Origin of the sequence: Vibrio sp. 1874 (assembly GCF_033344395.1) — a bacterium.
GTDB lineage: Bacteria > Pseudomonadota > Gammaproteobacteria > Enterobacterales > Vibrionaceae > Vibrio > Vibrio alginolyticus.
On the sequence record NZ_JAWPOR010000019.1, the window covers coordinates 1 to 19,460 of the forward strand.

General features: G+C 41.9%; 15 protein-coding genes. 4 read left to right on the forward strand and 11 right to left on the reverse strand.

Annotation, left to right across the window (positions count from 1 at the left end; genetic code table 11):
* Positions 1-356: 356 nt before the first annotated feature.
* Together R8N46_RS21425 and R8N46_RS21430 are read left to right on the forward strand one after the other, a co-directional pair.
* On the forward strand, positions 357-779 hold the full coding sequence (locus R8N46_RS21425) for an AHH domain-containing protein (RefSeq protein WP_115385998.1): 423 nt from the start codon (positions 357-359) through the stop codon (positions 777-779).
* A 97-nt stretch (positions 780-876) separates the two neighbouring features.
* Positions 877-1,452 (forward strand): hypothetical protein, encoded by a 576-nt coding sequence (locus R8N46_RS21430; protein ID WP_064353938.1) that lies wholly within the window; start codon positions 877-879, stop codon positions 1,450-1,452.
* A gap of 420 nt (positions 1,453-1,872) precedes the next feature.
* Here the strand turns inward: R8N46_RS21430 and R8N46_RS21435 are convergent, their stop codons facing one another.
* The 3 genes from R8N46_RS21435 to matP form a co-directional block, all read right to left on the reverse strand.
* Positions 1,873-2,196, reverse strand: coding sequence for a hypothetical protein (locus tag R8N46_RS21435; protein ID WP_250156749.1), 324 nt, complete (start codon positions 2,194-2,196; stop codon positions 1,873-1,875).
* Positions 2,197-2,310: 114 nt separating this feature from the next.
* Positions 2,311-2,622, reverse strand: a complete 312-nt coding sequence (locus tag R8N46_RS21440) for a DUF3634 family protein (RefSeq protein ID WP_213972556.1) — start codon at positions 2,620-2,622, stop codon at positions 2,311-2,313.
* Between the two features lie 15 nt (positions 2,623-2,637).
* On the reverse strand, positions 2,638-3,087 hold the full coding sequence (gene matP, locus R8N46_RS21445; RefSeq protein WP_005396497.1) for a macrodomain Ter protein MatP: 450 nt from the start codon (positions 3,085-3,087) through the stop codon (positions 2,638-2,640).
* A 210-nt stretch (positions 3,088-3,297) separates the two neighbouring features.
* Here matP and R8N46_RS21450 point away from each other — a divergent pair, with 210 nt between their 5' ends.
* Positions 3,298-4,938: an AAA family ATPase gene (locus R8N46_RS21450; RefSeq protein WP_213972555.1), complete on the forward strand. Its 1,641-nt coding sequence runs from the start codon at positions 3,298-3,300 to the stop codon at positions 4,936-4,938.
* Between the two features lie 70 nt (positions 4,939-5,008).
* Positions 5,009-5,527, forward strand: coding sequence for a bifunctional 3-hydroxydecanoyl-ACP dehydratase/trans-2-decenoyl-ACP isomerase (gene fabA, locus R8N46_RS21455; protein WP_005390081.1), 519 nt, complete (start codon positions 5,009-5,011; stop codon positions 5,525-5,527).
* 140 nt (positions 5,528-5,667) lie between these two features.
* Here the strand turns inward: fabA and rmf are convergent, their stop codons facing one another.
* The 8 genes from rmf to R8N46_RS21495 all read right to left on the reverse strand — a co-directional run bounded on the left by rmf (position 5,668) and on the right by R8N46_RS21495 (position 19,406).
* Entirely contained in the window at positions 5,668-5,841 is a 174-nt protein-coding gene (rmf, locus tag R8N46_RS21460; RefSeq protein ID WP_005377453.1) for a ribosome modulation factor, read from the reverse strand.
* Positions 5,842-6,022: 181 nt separating this feature from the next.
* Positions 6,023-7,756: a DUF3466 family protein gene (locus R8N46_RS21465; RefSeq protein WP_104975327.1), complete on the reverse strand. Its 1,734-nt coding sequence runs from the start codon at positions 7,754-7,756 to the stop codon at positions 6,023-6,025.
* Between the two features lie 7 nt (positions 7,757-7,763).
* Complete coding sequence (locus R8N46_RS21470; protein ID WP_213972554.1) at positions 7,764-9,683, reverse strand: ABC transporter ATP-binding protein; 1,920 nt, start codon at positions 9,681-9,683, stop codon at positions 7,764-7,766.
* Positions 9,661-9,903: a glutaredoxin family protein gene (locus R8N46_RS21475; protein ID WP_017821808.1), complete on the reverse strand. Its 243-nt coding sequence runs from the start codon at positions 9,901-9,903 to the stop codon at positions 9,661-9,663. Before R8N46_RS21475 ends, R8N46_RS21470 begins: the two co-directional genes overlap by 23 nt.
* 21 nt (positions 9,904-9,924) lie before the next feature.
* Positions 9,925-12,045, reverse strand: a complete 2,121-nt coding sequence (gene rlmKL / locus R8N46_RS21480; protein WP_053350765.1) for a bifunctional 23S rRNA (guanine(2069)-N(7))-methyltransferase RlmK/23S rRNA (guanine(2445)-N(2))-methyltransferase RlmL — start codon at positions 12,043-12,045, stop codon at positions 9,925-9,927.
* A gap of 486 nt (positions 12,046-12,531) precedes the next feature.
* The gene (locus tag R8N46_RS21485; RefSeq protein WP_005377444.1) at positions 12,532-13,074 is read right to left on the reverse strand and encodes a cell division protein ZapC; all 543 of its coding nucleotides are present in this window, start codon (positions 13,072-13,074) and stop codon (positions 12,532-12,534) included.
* A gap of 168 nt (positions 13,075-13,242) precedes the next feature.
* The gene (gene pyrD, locus R8N46_RS21490; RefSeq protein WP_017634281.1) at positions 13,243-14,253 is read right to left on the reverse strand and encodes a quinone-dependent dihydroorotate dehydrogenase; all 1,011 of its coding nucleotides are present in this window, start codon (positions 14,251-14,253) and stop codon (positions 13,243-13,245) included.
* A gap of 311 nt (positions 14,254-14,564) precedes the next feature.
* The gene (locus R8N46_RS21495; protein ID WP_115386001.1) at positions 14,565-19,406 is read right to left on the reverse strand and encodes an NAD-glutamate dehydrogenase; all 4,842 of its coding nucleotides are present in this window, start codon (positions 19,404-19,406) and stop codon (positions 14,565-14,567) included.
* Positions 19,407-19,460 lie beyond the last annotated feature (54 nt).

Below are 19,460 nucleotides of genomic sequence, written 5' to 3' on the forward strand. Positions count from 1 at the left end.
ATAAGCAAAAAGGCGTTAATATAGATCTTAACAATCGATAGATTATTAAGATCTATATTAAGTATTTTATGGTAAATCAGAATACTGTTAAATAAACTTATTTATGAACCTAACGAAAACCACATAATTTTTACTTATGAAGTTATCGTAGACTCATCATAATAAATTGGCAAGTACGTGATCTGGTTGGTAAGTGGTTGATTTAAGCATAGTCATGAACCTAACCATAAACCCATACTATTTAACATAATATACATAATGCGCACTAATAGTGTAAGCCCAAAGCGATAATGTCCTAGTATTTCCAAGTGAATCTGTCCTATGTTTGCTTGGAGGTATCTAGGAAGTTAGTTACGATGAACTACCATGAATTGCAACGTTTCTCCAGTATCCAAGGTGTGTTAAACAATAAGTTAAAGTGCCGAGAAGCCACATCCATTCTTGGAATAAGCTACCGGCACTTGTCTCGCATACTTTATGCCGTAGCAGAACCTCATCCTAGCCCAAATCACGCAGCACATCAGATTGTGATGAGAAACGGTAAGGTAACTGCGATGATTGATGCAAAATTACAAATGTTAGAATTTGGTATAGGGATTAATGATGCAATTAATGGTGTTTGGTTACCTAGATCCAGTGCTTATAAAGATCACTACACTACTCCAAAAGCTCCACCTCATTCACGAATACATGGTACAAATTATCAGAACTGGATTGGCACGCTTGGAAGAATTAGGCATAGTGAGAATGTATTTAAGTCCACACTGCTGAACTGCTGAACTGCTGAACTGCTTAACTGCTGAAAAAGCAAATACAAGATAGTTCTCATCCTGAGAAAATTCTGGAGAAGAAAGATGCTAACTGGAAACCTACTGTATGACTGTATACAAATTAAAAAGTAAACCTCGAGAATTTAAGGTCTTAGAGCATGACCCTTATAAGCGAGCTCTCGATTCAGATGACTTTAAGTTGTTAAGACGACTTCGAAGAGCCCCTGTTGATTCAACCAGCTTGAGAGATGTTTGGGTAAATGAATATGCAACATTTACTCAACACTTTAAATCTGCTGAAGCAATCCCAGACATATCTAAATGGAGAACATTTCTTGTCTTGAGAGAAAATGCATATCAGGTAGTACGAGATGTAATTGATTCTGACGGTGAGTTCTTACCGATTACAATCGATGATGAAAGTTTTACCGTGTTCAACGTGATGTCCTTTGGAGAAGAAGACAAGCAGAAAATCAAATTTGAAGACATTGACGGAGAACAAGGATTATTAGAGAAACTGGCATTTATAGAAAGCGATCTTTCAAATAAATATGTCTTTAAATCAAAAGGTGAAGGTTGTACGTCAATTTATTGTGATGACAAACTCATATCGTTATGTGAAGAGCACAATTTAAAGGGACTTTCGTTCGATACAAATCTACTCGATGTATTTGAAGATTAATTCATCAGAATTTTTGTATTAGTTCAGACTAGATCTGAGACTCCAATTTGAAAAGAAGAGAGTTACCCACTTTGATTAAAGGTGCTTAATCACTAATCAAAGACAATAATTTGTGGTTATGCTTACGAAGCAAATCAAATCTCTTATTGAAAATTGATGCGCGCTTAGTCCTCGACTTACTGGCGTGTTCTTCCGTAAGTACCTGAATCAATCTATGTATGGTGATGATGGCCAACTCACTGAATTTGCCATTCAATGGCATCACGATTACTAACTTAAGCACTACCAAACAAAAAAGCCTTTCATACTCGCCTCGTACAACAGCAAAAATCAGCTAAACGCTCTAATCGCTCCGCAACGAAATCTGCCAAAAATCACGAGCTCAGTTCATTCGTTCTTAATCAAGGTGTTCTGAAACATTTATAAGTCTGTAGTTATATGGAGACGAATGTACTTTTCGGGGAATTTGTAACGATAGCGTTTTCCTTTCTTCAAGTTGGACTTAACGTACCTACACACTTTTTGGTCACCACTATTGGTTACTCTTTTTATTACTGCGTTTTTACTTTTGTGCTCCATTTCTATCATGACGTCACAATAACCTTGATAGCCATCAAACTTATTGTCTACTTTCTTTTGAAGCTTAGTCTTAATTTTTTTAGCCAACAGGTTCGTTTCTGAATCGTCAGCAAAAACTGAAGTACTTGCAAAGATCAATATCATTAAAGTTACAACGTATCTCATCGTTTTGGTCCGTTTATGTTGTTGATTGTTCGATGATAAGTAATTTTTCTGTAGATACGAAAATGGGACGCCACATTGCGTCCCATTTAACATGATGAAGTAACTGATATGTAATTAAGCGCGCTTCTTGCCTTTGTTTGCTTTGAAGCCCTGGTGCGGAAAAACGTTACGAATCCTCTGTTGAACTTTTTTGGGAATGTTTTTGGAAAAGCTTAAGCGCATTCCTGTTCGTTGGCTATACACCTTCATTTCACCAGTAAACGGGTTATGCTCACTAATATCCTGTAAGTTGTGTTTGAAAGAAGGAGGTAGATGCCCTTTTACGTTACTAATATTGCCATTATCGAACTTTACTTTTAACACCGGCCTATCGACTGCGATCAACCAAAAGATCACGATGGCTGCAATTAAGATTACATATAACATTTGGCACTCCCTATCCTAGCTAGATAGCAATTTACTCAAATCCTCTTTAATTGAGGTAACTTTTTGACTCGCTTTTTCACTTCTCGACGCTTCGGAAAGCAAATATTCAATTGCGTCAGATAACGTACAACCAAGTTCATTCGCTCTACTAGAAAGCTTTTCCCAAACTCGGTAATCTAAATCAATGGATTTCTTCTTTGTATGGACTTGCTCTGCATTGAAGTGACGTTTCCGTTTCGCTCGGATAGCCTGCTTGAGTTTATTATCTAACTCTTCTGACATGTGGTTTTCTATCCAAGCCAAGACAAGTGTAGGCTCGTGTTCAAGGCGTTTTAGTTCTGCGACCGCTGCATCTGCTTCGCTTGTATCAATATGTCGGGTAATCGCTTCACCATCTTTCCATTTTTTGATGAGATACTTCCATTTCCACCCACATTCTAGATTCTCAAGCTGCTGATATTTCATTTGTTCCGACCCATAAACATAACCTAGTGACAGCGTAACCCAGATGGTTTACTTGGGCAAATAAAACTCTTAGAAGTATCGATGTTGATCACTCATTTGTCTAAGTATTGTTCATTGAGAGTTGAATGCCGTGAGCAAACCAAATTGGTGCTAGGGTGTTATAGTCCGTTTCGTTATAATGTCGGCAAGATTGAATTACGATGAATTTTAATGAACCAACTTAATTGGCAAGACGTAACACCTTCACTTGAGCAGTACGAAGCACTTTTAAAGTCTGCACCTTCGTTACCAAAGAAGTCTTTTACTGATCTCCAACCGAGAATGTCGGCAACGATATCTCGTTTTTCAAAAATTTCCGGATTGACGCGAGTACTACTCATTAACTGCGTAGATAATTCTGTATATAGAGAGTTCATCAGTAAAGCTCTTCAGAGCCAGTCTAACGCTGCGATTGTTTTGTCGGAATCACTTGATGCCAAACGCTTATTTGACCGTTACAGTGTCGATTTAAGTGGTGATATTGCCTTCCAACCTGGTTTAATTTCACAGGCAGATAGCGGTTACTTAATTGTACCGGCTAATCTAATTTTGGCTAACCCAGGACTTTGGCCAAATATAAAGTCTGCAATTCAACAAAACCTTATCGAGCCACTGAACCTAAGCCCTACTCGTTTACCTACTTCAGTACCGCAAGCTAAAGCTTATGATGTAAAACTGATTGTAACAGGAGAAAGAAGTCAGTTAGCAGAGCTAGAATACATCGATGAAGACTTCTGTTCTGGCTTTGCCATGTATACGGAAGTTGAAGAAGATATTCATCTGTCAGAGCAGAATTTGACAGATTACTTTGGTTTAGTGAACTGGATATGTTCTCAATATCAGCTGCCTCACTTAACTGAATGTGGTTTTAGAAGATTGTTGCTAGCCGGTATGAGATTTACTGAAGATCAACATTATCTGCCTTTAGGAGTAATGTGGCACTCTCAACTTCTAACGCTTGCCAGCCAGTTCAGTGATGGCCACGCATTAGATTACAAGGCGTTAGATAAAGCGATTGACGACAAGTATTACCGAGAATCTTACCTTCCTCAGCGTGCCGTGTACGATATTTTAGATGGACAAGTCATCATTGAGACAACTGGGGAACAAGTTGGTCAAATCAATGGCCTAACCGTTATTGATATGGCTGGGCACCCTGTCAGCTATGGTGAGCCTGCACGAATATCTTGTGTAATTCATTTTGGTGATGGCGATGTTTCCGATGTTGAGCGCAAAGCTGAGCTTGGAGGCAATCTACATGCAAAAGGCATGATGATTATGCAAGCTTTCTTGAGCTCTGCTCTGAAACTGGATGAACCACTGCCTTACTCAGCCTCCATCGTATTTGAACAGTCTTATAGTGAAGTTGATGGTGACAGCGCATCTCTTGCAGAACTTTGTTGCTTGGTAAGTGCTTTATCTGAATCTCCAATTAATCAACAAGTTGCGGTTACAGGGGCTGTTGATCAGTTTGGTCGAGTGCAAGCCGTTGGTGGCTTGAACGAAAAAATTGAAGGTTTTTATCAGGTTTGTAAACATCAAGGTTTTACAGGAAATCAAGGTGTTGTGATGCCAAAATCAAACCTTAAACACCTTGCATTACATAAAGATGTAATAGAAAGCATTAAAAATGGTGAGTTCCATATTTGGTCCGTTTCTACCGTAGATGAAGCTATTCCGATTGTAATGAATAAACCTTTTAGAGGTGAAGACGATAGTATTATTGGCAAAATAGCGGAACGTATTGAAAACTTTGAAAGACATGAGCATCCAGAAGGAATTGTGCAGCGCATCAAAAACTGGTTTGTCTAGTACTGATCGGAGTTGTTTAGCGTACACGTGTTCACTAAGATGCAGCTATCAAAAATTGGAGTAATTGATAATGCAAAACAAACGTGATTCTTATAACCGTGACGATCTACTTGCTTCTAGCCAAGGCGAACTGTTTGGGCCTGGTTACCCTCAGCTTCCTGCGCCAAACATGCTAATGATGGATCGTGTTACTAAAATGTCTGAGACTGAAGGCGATTTTGGTAAAGGTTTGATCTTGGCGGAATTGGATATTACTCCAGATTTGTGGTTCTTTGACTGCCACTTCCCTGGCGACCCAGTAATGCCGGGTTGTCTTGGCCTTGATGCGATGTGGCAACTTGTTGGTTTCTTCCTTGGCTGGGTTGGTGGCAAAGGAAAAGGTCGTGCTCTGGGTGTTGGCGAAGTGAAGTTTACAGGTCAGATCCTGCCAACAGCGAAAAAAGTGACGTACGAAATCCACATGAAACGCGTTGTAAACCGTAAACTTGTGATGGGTTTGGCCGACGGTCGTGTATGTGTGGACGGCAAAGAAATCTACGTAGCAAAAGATTTGAAAGTTGGCTTGTTCCAAGACACTTCAAGCTTCTAATCACGATTTTAATCGATTTATTAAGGCTCCTATTTAGGAGCCTTTTTGTTGTCGAGTGTTAACCTACTTCCCTATGTCCCTATAATGTAGAAAAGGCTCCGTAGAGCCCTTTCGAATCCTTCTTTTTGTATGTGAAGAGTTTATTTGTAGAGACCAGATTGTCTTTCATCTCTGGCATCACGCCAACCACCTAACCAATACGACCGAGCATCAACTTGTTGATATGGGCAAGCCTCTTGAGACCTTCCATTCAACCCAGCTTTGTAGCCTTGAGATTGAGCTCGTTCTAGGCGATCACGCTTTTGTCTCTTCATAGTTAATTCCTCATACAGGTCCATTTACTAACGTACAGCTGTTATTGTGAAACTTTGATGGAGTTTTTATGACTCCACTTATAAGAATCGATCAAAGTAGGCAATTTCTCAAGGCATAAAAAAAGCAGAGACTCAAATGTGTGAGCCTCTGCTTGATTTAAAAATTACTGACGATTTTTAACTATTTTCTACGGAACCCAAACAATCCAAGCATGGTCAAAGCTAACCAACCAAGGCCTGCACCTTGACGCTCTGTCGTCGTTGAGTCAATGCTTCGAGATACGATGTCGTCCTTAGTTGCGTCAGCAATAGGTACTAGTTTGACTGCTACAATTTGCTCTTCAGAGCTACATGTCGCATTGTTTGCTGTTGTGCTATAACCACCTGCACATTTCATAGCAGTACCAGAGATCACACCTGCATCATTGATATCAGTTGCGTCGATAATACGGAACTGATTGTTTTGTTCAGAGTAATCACCGCCATTAGTCAAACTGTCTAGGAACCAAGCTTTTCCATTGAATAATGTTGCAGCACGTTCACTAGTCTCGCCACCTACGCTATATGGATAGATAAAACCGCGCTTACGACGTGGCTTGCCATCGTCTTCACGAGTCGTTTCCGCATCAAGTTGCCCGACGATTTCATTGTAAGAGTTGATACCGCCCATCTTACCGCCCGCACCGCTAAAGAAAATGCCAGTAGTTGGGTAAAAAGCGCTAATAGAATCCTTACGAACATCATCTACGATAAAGAGACGATTCGGAGCAGAGCCCGTTGGCATTAAGTATCCGCCCGAACGTTTTGCTTCACCAATAGCAACAAAATTAGAGTTAACGTCGGTTAATCGTGAGTTTGTATGAACCGTATCATCACCTTCGCGCTGTCTAGCTCCTACAACAACTTTGTTTTTCCAAGTTGCGTTTTCAACGCTACCTTCGGCTTCTAGAGTTCCGACAAAAACAGTCGCATTCAGGTAGTTATCATCACTGTAAGTGTTGTAACCTACGCCATAGACCGTAGTTCCATCAGTGACAAGGTCACGCATGCTCCCTTGAGCTAACCTTTCTCCATCTTTAGATGTGCCACTTGGCCAAGCCAATTCACTGACGGTTCCGCTTTGATCCCAAATCGCTGCTTTTGATGTGTGGTGAGATCCATTGGTATTGCTTGCTGTTCGAGAAACACTGCCAACAGTAAAAATGCCGTCTGTGCTCCAAGCATGGCTTTGCACAACACTTGCGTCACTATCGCCAGTAAGAATATTTGGCTCTACTGGTGCAACTACGGTATTTCGTGTTTCTAATGTAGAAGTATTTTCTGTGCTAACTTTACTCTGATTACCGACAGCTGCACCACCCTCGGTAAGCTGGTTGATAACGTTGTTATATTCATTTTTATAAGCAGCAGAATCTTCTTCTATGAACGCTAACGCATTAGAAGTAAAGTCTTTACTACGTTCTTTATTCCACGGCGTCCAGTTTACTGAAGCCCAAGAGTCACAGGTGGAATAGCGAAGCTGGTTGTAACAGTAACGCTCAAAGTCTTTGAGTTCTTGGATGTAATAAAAGCCAGCGTCTAATCCGAATGGGATTTCTTCACGATAACTGTTCCCATCCACGGCTTGTGTCGCTGAAATCGGTGTAGTGCGAGTTTCCATTGCAAGTTTAAACTGCTCTGGCGTGCAGTTTGCTGCTGCATCAAAGCAGCCTAAAGCGAAAGGTGAACCTGTTGAAGGATCTGTACCTGCATCGCCCTGTTGAATTGCAACCCCGTAAGCCGTTTGGTAGTCACCGTTTGAACCATGATCCTGAGGTGAAACCTCAACAACTTGATACAATGCCGCCTGTGCGTTCATTGTGGTACCAACCATCATTGCAATGGCGGTCAATTTGAATTTATTACTACAATTCATTGAATTCTTAACTATCCTGTTGCATTGCTTCGAGTTCTTCCCATCTCTCGAATGCGATTTCCAACTCCTGCTCTAGTGCAGCAAGCTGTTCCAATACCGGCTGAGTTTGCTCTACAGGTTTAGCAAAGAACTCTGGATCGTTCACTTGCTCCTGAAGGCTCTCGATATCCGACTCTAATTGTTCAAGTTTAGCTGGTAGAGCCTCTAATTCTCTTTGCAGCTTATACGATAACTTCTTCGAATTGTTCTTAGGTTGCGTAGTTTTGGGAGTTTCCTCAACCACTTTCTCTTTCTTCGTTGGTTTTTCAACCTGACTGCGCGAAGCAAGAACTTGGTCACGCTGCTGTTTAGCATCATGATAACCACCAACGAACTCTTCGATTATACCGTTACCCTCAAAAATCCAGCTGGTTGTTACTGTGTTGTCTACGAACTCACGGTCGTGACTCACTAACAATAATGTACCCTGATAATTGGCAAGCATTTCTTCTAAAAGTTCCAACGTTTCGATATCCAAATCGTTAGTTGGTTCATCAAGAATAAGTAAGTTGTTTGGTTTCAACAAGATACGGGCTAGCAATAATCGGTTTTTCTCACCACCAGAAAGTGCCTTAACCGGGGTTCTGGCGCGCTTAGGTGCAAATAAGAAGTCTTGAAGGTAACTCAGCGCATGACGCTGACGTCCCCCAACCATTACTTCTTGTTTCCCATCCGCTAAGTTATCGATCACTGTCTTTTCTGGATCCAAAATCTCTCGGTACTGATCAAAGTACGCGACTTCTAATTTTGTTCCGCAGTGTAAACGACCAGACTGCGCTTCCAATTGCCCTAGTAGCAATTTAAGTACCGTACTCTTACCGCAGCCATTTGGTCCGATAAGTGCAATACGGTCACCACGCATGATGTTAAAGCTAAAGTCGTCGACAATTGTCTTGCCTTCGTAAGCAAAAGATACATTTTCTGCTTCAAATACAATCTTACCTGAACGAGAAGCATCATCGATGTTTAGGTTAACTTTACCTTGAACTTCACGACGGTCACGACGCTCTTCACGAAGTTTTTTAAGGGCTCGAACACGGCCTTCATTACGAGTACGACGTGCTTTAATACCTTGACGAATCCACACTTCTTCCTGAGCTAGTTTCTTATCGAACTCAGCATTTTGCATTTCTTCGACGCGAAGCATTTCTTCTTTGTCATTCAAATACTGTTCGTAATTACCAGGGAAAGAAGCTAATTGACCGCGATCTAAGTCAACGATGCGTGTCGCCATCGACTTGATGAATGCACGGTCGTGAGAAATAAAGATGATCGAGCCTTTGAAGTCTTTTAAGAAGTTCTCTAACCATTCGATCGTTGTCACATCGAGATGGTTTGTTGGTTCATCAAGAAGCAATACATCAGGATCACAAACCAGAGCACGAGCTAAAGCAGCTTTACGTTGCCAGCCACCGGATAGATCGGTCAGTTTGGTTTCTGGGCTTAGTTTTAAAGCGCCAAGTACGTTCTTAACACGGTCATCAAAGCGCCAAGCGTTAGAATGATCAAGTTGCTCTTGAACTTTCGCCAAACGGTTAATGTTCTTCTCACTTGGGTCTTGAGCAACAAGTTCGAGAAGATCGTGATAGATCTTCAATTGTTCGCCGATTTCAGCCAAACCGCCAGATACGTATTCGTAAACCGTACCCTCTTGATTGCGCGGTGGATCTTGTTCAAGCCGAGAAACTACTACGTCTTGAGTTATTTGAATCTTGCCATCATCCAACAAAATGTCGCCGGCAAGCACTTTCATTAACGTGGACTTACCTGCTCCGTTACGACCAACTAAACAAACGCGTTCGTTTTCTTGAAGAGCGAACTCCGCTTTGTCTAGCAATGGGTGGTCACCAAATGCAAGTTGTGCGTTATGAATGGTAAGTAATGCCATTATTATCCAACCAATGTGTGAGTTGTTCTAAGTCAAACGGCCAGTTCAACTCAGAATCTTGATATTTTAATACGGGTATTGTGACGCCGTAACGAGAAAATAGTACATCATCGAACGCAATATCAATGATATCTGTTTGCTCGGCCAAACCGACTTGGTCTACTAGAGCAAATGCCATCTCACAAAGATGGCATCCCTCCGTGCTATACAATATCAACACGTATTAATCCTTTTGTTTATACTACGCGTGCGTTACTAGCCAACAGTTATGAATCTGTTTATTACGCGCAAAATCTAATGGTAACGTTTGAGAAGAAATATTCTGAGCCTTCAAACCCAATTCAGCGAGTGATTCTTCATCCATCTTGAAGTGACGTTTGTTATTTGAAAATACGATTGTGCCTTCACTTCTCAGTAAACGTTTGAGGTTCTTCATTAGCTTAATGTGGTCACGTTGTACATCGAATGATGTTTCCATACGCTTAGAGTTAGAGAACGTAGGTGGGTCAATAAAGATCAAGTCGTACTCACCTTTTGCGTTTTCTAGCCATTGCAAACAGTCCGCTTGTTCATATTTATGTTGGCGCCCTACACAGCCATTAAGCTGCATATTGTCTTTCGCCCAGTTCAAGTAGGTGTTTGACATATCGACAGTTGTAGTGGAACGCGCACCACCAACTGCAGCGTGCACTGTTGCACTACCAGTGTAAGCAAACAAGTTAAGGAAATCTTTACCCTGTGCCATTTCGCCAAGACGACGACGAGTGATCTTATGATCCAAGAACAGGCCTGTGTCTAGGTAGTCATGAAGGTTCACGATCAGCTTCACACCGTACTCGTTTACTTCGAGCGTCTCTGATACCTGACCTAATTTTTGGTACTGGCTTCGACCTTTCTGCTTCTCACGAACTTTCAGTACAACTTTGTTCGCTTCGACACCTGTCACCTGAATCGTCGCACGGATAATGTCCGTTAGACGACGCTTGGCTTTTTCTTCAGGGATGTTCTTAGGTGCTGCGTACTCTTGAATCACAATTTGATCGCCGTACACGTCGATCGCTACGTTATATTCTGGAAGGTCTGCATCGTAGATACGATAGCAGTCTAGTTTCTCTTTACGCGCCCACTTGCCAATCTTGCCAATGTTTTTCTTCAAACGGTTTGAGAAGTCTGGTGCGATTTGAACGTTAGTATCTGCACCTTTCACTTCATCAGCGCTGCGCTCGGCAATGCTGTAGTTCTTTTGGTGACACGGTAACGCACCATTGTTCAATTTAAACTGTTTATCAGCGCGCATACGAAGGCAACTCAAGAGCTCGTCTGAGCTAGAGAAGATAGATGCTTTACATCCGCCAAACTCAGATTTTAGCTGTCCACCGAATGCGGTATAGAGCGCAATCAGCCCCGGCTCAGTTCCTAGACGCTCACCGTAAGGTGGGTTTGAAACGATAACACCGTGTTCAAATCCTGCGGGACGAGTAATAGTTGCAGCATCACCTTGCGCAAACTCAATCAACTCTTCAACACCTGCTCTGCGGGCGTTTTCTTGAGCGACTTTTAATACTTTGGGGTCGTTATCGAATCCAAAAAACTTAGCGTCAACTTTCTTGACACCTCGTCTAGCTTGAACATTAGCCTCTGATTTAATCTCAGCCCAGGTCTCCGGTTCAAAATCTTCCAAAACTTCGAAGCCCCATTGTTTGCGCTTAACGCCAGGTGCCATGTTGGCTGCCATCATCGCCGCTTCAATAAGCAAAGTACCAGAACCACACATTGGATCGAGTAATGGTTGATGCCCATCCCAGCCACAACGCATGATAATCGCAGAAGCAAGCGTTTCACGTAATGGCGCACGACCCGATTCTGGTCGATAACCACGCTGATGAAGACCACTACCTACCATGTCTACCCCAAGCAACGCTTTATCTTTATGCAAACGAACGTGAATACGAATATCTGGGCGTTCTTTGCTGATATTAGGACGTGGCAAGCCTTTATTCTCAAAGCAATCTACGATGCCATCTTTGACCTTCATAGCTCCGTATTGGCTATTTCTAATCTCACGGTTTGTGCCGTTAAAGTCCACAACAAAGCGTTTAGAGCTATGAAATTGGTTAACCCAGTTAATAGTGGAAGTGGATAGATACAAGTCCATGTCGTTGTTACACGTGAACTCAGATAAAACACGTACAAATCGAGACGCTAAACGGCTCCACAAACAACAGCGATAAACCTGTTCGTTTGTCGCTTTAAATTTTACGCCTGCCTGTACTGGTTTCGCATTTTCAATGCCTAGTTTAGTCAGTTCTTCAACAAGCAAATTTTCCATGCCATTTGAAGTTACCGCGAGATATTGATTCATAGTGTTCTTTCGCTGATAAAAAATGGCTTCAATTATACCTGACTTTACGATCAATGCCTCGTTTTTAAAGGTATTTTCCCACCCGTTAGTTCAAATCATCACCACTCAAATGATCTAAAACTTTCAACATCTTTAGTTTGAATGTTTTTCATTCATGAACGTATTTTGTTTCCTTTAGAAGAAGTGAATACTTATTTATATGCATTTTGGTATATACCAGTTGGGGTTGGTTGATGTAAGTTACTTACAAATACCCTTTATAGGGGAATAAATAGGGTTGTTTTAGGCGCTAGGTTGCCTAATTAAAGGAGTAATCAAATTGAAATAAGTAAAATAAAAGTGACCAGCTTCATGTTTGCATGCATAGAAAACAAACAGTTTCATGGTCTTTCGGATTGGAGTGTCTGAGGAAAGGACAAAAAAAATCGACCCAATAAGGTCGATTAAGGCAAACAAAGGAACGAAATAAAGAAAAATTAAACCGCTTTAACCCACCATTGCCATAGGGGTCATTGCAAAGAGGTGGTTTGCACAAGCCATGCGATCATGCATTACTTTAATCGGCTGCCCAAATTGAAGCGCCTTATTGCCATCAAGAACAAAGGCTTCTTGGTTAACATAAGCACATAAGCTCGATGTTTCGCCTGGTTCTAGAACGATGAACATACCATCAGAATATTGATTTGTGAGAAAGACCATGTCCCCTTCTTGAGGTTCATAATCAGAGGACTGTGCATCGAAGAACCAGCTCTTAGGCTGTACAGGTTTATGAAAACGCTTTGCAGCAACACAATACAGTGTTAATTCAGCTTGGCGATATTCACTGATATCGAGACAGCGAATGCGCTCATTAAACGTTTGAAATGCGCTGGCGTCATCAACGGTAAATTCACTGTTTGAGAAGGCACAGTTAACCAACAATTTTCGGGATAGATTGGTTTGGAAAATCATTTCCTCCCCCAGATCCAGCATTAAGCAAGCTTTTTGCTCGTCAAAATACCAATTCCATTTGTCGCTGGGTTTAAGCATTATTCCGTTCTCTCTTGACTAGTTAAATCAGTGGTAAAGAGGTAAGACGCTTAATTACCTACTCGTGATTTTTAAATTCTACAAACGAACGGATAAAAAAAAAGAGGAAACAAAGTCCTCTTTTTTATGTAACAGGTACTGATTTTTCAGTAGTTTTTGATGTATATGTTAAAGATTCTTAACAATATCACGTACGAGACCTGGGCCGTGGTAAATAAAGCCAGTGTAGACTTGAACAAGTTTAGCGCCTGCCATGATCTTTTCTTTGGCTGCAACATAGGAATCTACACCACCAACACCGATAATTGGAAGTTTGTCTCCAAGCTCTTCATGAAGCTTACGTACGACCTCCGTAGAGCGTGATTGCACAGGGCGACCACTCAAGCCACCTGCCTCATTGGCGTGTTTCATCCCTTCTACGATCGTGCGATCCAAAGTTGTGTTAGTCGCGATCACACCATCTATATTGTTTTTCAATAAAGAATCGCAAATTTGGCAGATTTCATCGTCACTTAAATCTGGCGCAATCTTTAATGCTAACGGGACGTACTTGTTGTACTTCTCTGATAACTCCGCTTGTTTCGCCTTTAATTCGGAAAGCAGTTCATCAAGGGCTTCACCATATTGAAGTGAACGAAGGCCTGGAGTGTTTGGCGATGAGATGTTTACTGCAATATAGCCAGCATACTCATACACTTTTTCCATACAAATCAGGTAGTCCTCTGCCCCTTTCTCAATTGGCGTATCTTTATTTTTACCGATATTAATTCCGAGAACACAATTGAATTTTGCTCGTTTAACATTCTCGATCAAATTATCAACGCCTAGGTTATTAAAGCCCATGCGGTTGATGATCCCTTCTGCTTCCACTAAACGGAATAGGCGTGGTTTATCATTACCTGGTTGTGGTCGTGGCGTTACAGTGCCGACTTCGACAAAGCCAAAGCCCATGGCATCAAATGCTTCAATACATTCGCCGTTTTTATCTAAACCAGCCGCAAGACCAACAGGGTTACGGAATGTTAGACCCATACACTCAACTGGACGAGTTGGTAACTGTTGGCGGTAAAAGAGATCAAGTGGTGTGCCGTTAAAGCGTTGGAAGTTCTTGATTGCAAGATCATGTGCCTTCTCGGCATCGAGTTGGAAAAAGCCAGTTCTGGCTAGACGGTAAAGCATTGTGCCTCCGAAAGAAAAAAGCCCCGTATAAACGGGACAATATTATTTACCGTTTTTCATCGTAATTCAATGAAAATGAACGTAATAAGTAAAAACCTATATCTTTATAAGATTTTCAAATATAAAACAAACAATTACAATCAAGTTTCTGCGATAAAAATCGTAACTAACCGCTTAAAAGCAATCGATTTCACTCTGTTTTAATTTCAACTCAATGTGACAATGTAACTATTTTCGTTCCAAATGTGAATAATAGATAATAAAAAGCCCCGTTAAATAACGAGGCTTTTACTTATGACTTGATTATTCCACTACTCTTTCGATGAGCAGTTGAGGTTTAAAAGTACTAGCTCTCGAAGTGCTACAGAGAACTTAGCAAATTCGTGTACTGAGCCAACTTTGAACTCGTTTAAGATACTCTCCCAGCGGTGCAACGATTGCTCGTTAGTTTCAATCCAATCTTCTAACGCAGCCATCACGTCAAGCTCTTCGGTTGAGCAGCCACAAGTCAGTACCTGAGCGGTAAGTTGACGTTGTTGCCAGTCCAGATCTTCACGGAATGCCGCTCTTGCAAGTGCTTGCCAGTTGTTATCAACGGCTTGGCTATTAATTTGCTTCAAGAACCAATGCAACGATAAACGGTCACCCAAGTTAAAGTAGAGTTTCGATGCTTGCTCAACCGTTTTACCTGTTTCACTTGCTACTGATGAAATATCCAGTGCAGATTGTAAGCTTGATAAGCGGGCAACTTGGTGAGCGAGTTTCTCTTCAACCCCTTTCTCTATCCAACCTTGAGCCAACTCATTGTGTTCTTCAACTTCAGACTCAACTAACATAGTGTCTAGGGTTTCAGTGATAACATTGACATCTTGCTTGTAGATAGCAATCAACTCACCGACCGTGCATTTGCCGCTACGGTTACGAAGCAACCAGCGTGCAATTCGACGCAGTGCTCGGCGCACGTAAAACATAATTTCGTATTGAGCTTGCGCTGTCGCAACGTTATCAAGTTTGCGAGTTTGCTTGAGGATTGCTTCTAAATCAAAGATTTCTCTAGCCGCACTGTAAGCATTGGCAATATCGACAACACTTGCACCAGTTTCTTCTTGCAAACGAGTAACGAAGTTACAGCCCATTTCATTAACCATCTGGTTAGCCAATGCTGTAGCGATAATTTCAGCTCGCAGTGGGTGATTAACCATTTGATCTTTATAGTTACGTCGTAACGCACTTGGGAAATATTCAACAAGTTGTTTTGCATGGAATTCATCATTTGCGATTTCATCCGTAACAAGTTGCTGTTTAAGTACCATTTTACCGTAGGCAACTAACACTGATAGCTCAGGGCGAGTCAGACCTAGTCCCTGTTTTTCACGCTCGATTAGCGTTTCATCATCAGGAATGTATTCGAGAGCACGATCCAAGTACCCTGCTTTCTCCATAGTGTGGATGAATCGAATTTGCTCCTTAACAATGCCAACACCTTGCTGTTCAGTAACAGAGATCGACTCCGACTGACGGTAAGCATCATCCAAGACAATTTCACCCACTTCGTCTTCCATAGACTCTAGAATTTGGTTACGTTGCTTAACCGTAAGATCGCCATTTGAAACCAGTCCATTGAGGAAGATCTTGATGTTGACTTCATTATCCGAACAGTCAACGCCACCTACGTTATCAACGAAGTCCGTGTTCACTCGACCGCCAGTTAGTGCGTATTCGATACGACCAAGCTGAGTCATACCCAAGTTACCACCTTCGCCAACCACTTTGGCTCTTAAGTCACGGCCGTCAATGCGCAGCATGTCGTTAGCACGGTCACCAACATCTGTATGAGTTTCTGTCGATGATTTAACGTAAGTGCCGATACCACCGTTCCAAAGAAGATCGACTTTCATTTTCAAGATCATCTTTATCAGATCGTTAGGCGCTAAAGATGCTTTCTTCGTACCTAACATTTTCTGAATTTCTGGCGTCAACTGGATCGATTTTGATCGACGAGAGAAGATGCCACCACCTTGAGAGATCAAGTCTTTGTTGTAATCTTCCCAGCTTGATCTTGGCAAATTAAACAAGCGGTTACGCTCTTCCCAGCTGCTGGCTGAATCTGGATTTGGATCAATAAAGATGTGCATGTGGTTAAACGCAGCTTGCAATCGAATATGCTTCGATAACAGCATACCGTTACCGAACACGTCACCTGCCATATCACCTACACCGATTGCAGTAAAATCAGTGGTCTGACAGTTGATGCCCATTTCACGGAAGTGACGTTTAACAGATTCCCAACCACCTTTTGCGGTGATTCCCATTGCTTTGTGATCGTAACCGTTTGAACCACCTGAAGCGAATGCGTCACCTAGCCAGAAGTTGTATTCTGCAGAAACAGAGTTTGCCAAATCTGAGAAGGTTGCTGTGCCTTTATCGGCAGCCACTACTAGATATGGGTCATCTTCATCGTGACGAACAACGTTTTGTGGTGGTACCACCTCTCCTTCAATGATGTTATCTGACACATCTAGCAGTGCACGGATAAAGCGTTTGTAACAACGCTGACCTTCCGCAAAAATTTCATCACGAGTGGTGAGAGATGGCTGGCGTTTACAAACGAAGCCGCCTTTTGCACCCACTGGTACAATTACAGTGTTCTTAACCTGTTGCGCTTTTACTAAGCCAAGAATCTCCGTACGGAAGTCTTCTTGACGATCTGACCAACGCAAACCACCACGAGCCACTTTTCCACCACGAAGGTGAACACCTTCAATATCTGGTGCGTAAACAAAGATCTCGAATGCAGGTACAGGCTGCGGAATCTCAGGAATATCGCTTGGCTTCATTTTCAAAGATAACCAAGGCTTAGGCTGCTTATTCTCGTCTACTTGGTAGTAGTTGGTACGAAGCGTCGCCATGATCATTTCAATATAACGACGAATAATACGATCATCATCCAAGCTCTCTACACGATCCAACTGCTCTGTTAGCTTTTTAATTAGATCGTTTTGGCCTTTCTCGCTGCCTTTGTGTTTCGGATCAAATCGCTTGGTGAACAGCTTGACTAGACCTGTCGCTAAGTCTGGGTAGTGGCTTAGCGTGTCTTCGATGTACTGCTGACTGAATGGGAAGCCTACTTGGCGCATGTATCGTGCGTAAGCACGAAGAATGGAAATCTCACGGCCAGATAACGACGCACCTAATAACAATCGGTTGAAACCATCACTTTCAAGATTACCCGCCCAAATGGCAGCAAATGCTTGTTGGAAACGATCACGAGCTTCACGAAGGTCAACGGTTTTCTCGCTCTTATGCAGCATAGAGAAGTCAAGGATCCAGAAAGTCTGCCCGTTGTTTTTCTCGATCTCATATGGCGATTCGCCAATCACACGCAAACCAAGGTTTTCCAACATCGGCATTACGTCAGAAAGGTGAATTGGTTCATCGCGATGGTATAACTTTAAGCGGACAGCTTTGGAATCTGCACCCTCTTCTTGAGGTCGGTAGAACAACATGCCAAGTTTATTATCATCACTTAATGCTTCTAAGCGCTCGATATCTGCAACCGCAGAACCTGGCATCATGTCCTCTTTGTATGAGCGAGGGAACGCACTCATATATTCTTTTGAAAGAGGAAGGCCTTTACTTTCACCAAAGTTAGCAATGATGGATTCTTTTAGTCTGTCATCCCAAGAGGTAGAAACTTCCATTAGATTTTGCTCGATCTTTTTCACGTCTACGTCAATGTTGTTATTGTCTACACGAACAATGTAATGTGTTCTCGCTAGTGGGCTTTCTGAGAAGTACGTTGTAAATTCAACCTCTTGCTCGCAACCAAAGTACTGCTTAAGAATGCGTTGAGTTTGACGACGCAATTCTGTGTTGTAACGATCTTTAGTGACATAAACCATGCAACTGAAGAAACGACCAAATGGGTCTTTACGAACAAACAAACGCAGCAAGTCACGATCTTGCATTTGTACAACACCCATTCCCACCTCAAGCAGCTCTTCTTCATTAGCTTGAAGCAACTCGTCGCGTGGGTAGTTTTCTAAGATATTGTGCAATGCTTTGTATGAGTATGATCCGTGACGGTATCCACTTGCTTCAAGGATACGGTCAACTTTTTCACGGATCAGAGGAATACTTTGTACCGCTTGGTTGTAAACAGCGGAGGTATATAAACCAGTAAAGCGATGCTCACCTATTACTTTACCGTTTTTATCAAACTTTTTAATACCGATGTAATCAGTATAAGCTGGACGGTGGATACGAGATGCTTTGTTACCTTTGGTGATGATCAGAGCGTATGGTTTTTTCGCTTCTAATCGCGCTGAATCTGATAATTCAGAGAGCTTGACGCTACGAACGCGCTTGTCATCAGCAAACAGACCTAGTCCTTTTTCTTTAGCAGGAACAAGTTCGGTATCACCATTGACCTCTTTTAAGTCATAATCTTTATAACCCATAAAGGTAAAGTTATGATCTTCTAGCCAACGAAGAAATGCGATCGTTTCATCCATACGATCCGTTTGGATAGAAACACGATCTTTATTTTTCTCAAGTTCATCAGTAACAAACTTAAGCTTATCAACCATCTGCTTCCAGTCATCAACGACTAAGCGAGTATCAGATAGAATTCTTAACAGCTCTTCTTTAAGCGCTTGCATCTCGTCTTTACTAGTAAGGCGGTCTACCTCTATGTGGAAAAGTGATTGAAGAACACCACCCTCACCGTTTACGTCTGTAACTTGGCCTTTTTTATCACGCTGAATCTGTGTTGGGTTATTCAACATTAGGTGACAAACAAGATCCAAACGTGCTAAAGCCATTTTGACTGAGTCCACTAAGAATGGACTATCTGGAACAACAATTTCTACGATTGTGTGTGTGGATTGCCAGCCTTGACGACTTACGGTCGGGTTAAATACTCGAACCGAAATCTCTTCTGGTTTTTTTTCATTGATATGGTGCCAAAGGCTAACGACAGCACCATAAAGGTCGGATTCGTTTCGCTGAATTAGATCATCATCAGCAATGTTACTGAATAAGTGTTGAGCAAGTTTAGTTACAAGCGTTTGGTGAGAAAGCTCGAGTTTGTCTTGAATCAGTTGGTAAACCTTTTCAAGCAGAACCGGCACTACATTTTCACGCGCGGTCATATTCACACTCCACATTAGAATTGTTGTTTTGTAGGGGGACTTAGTAGCTAGGCT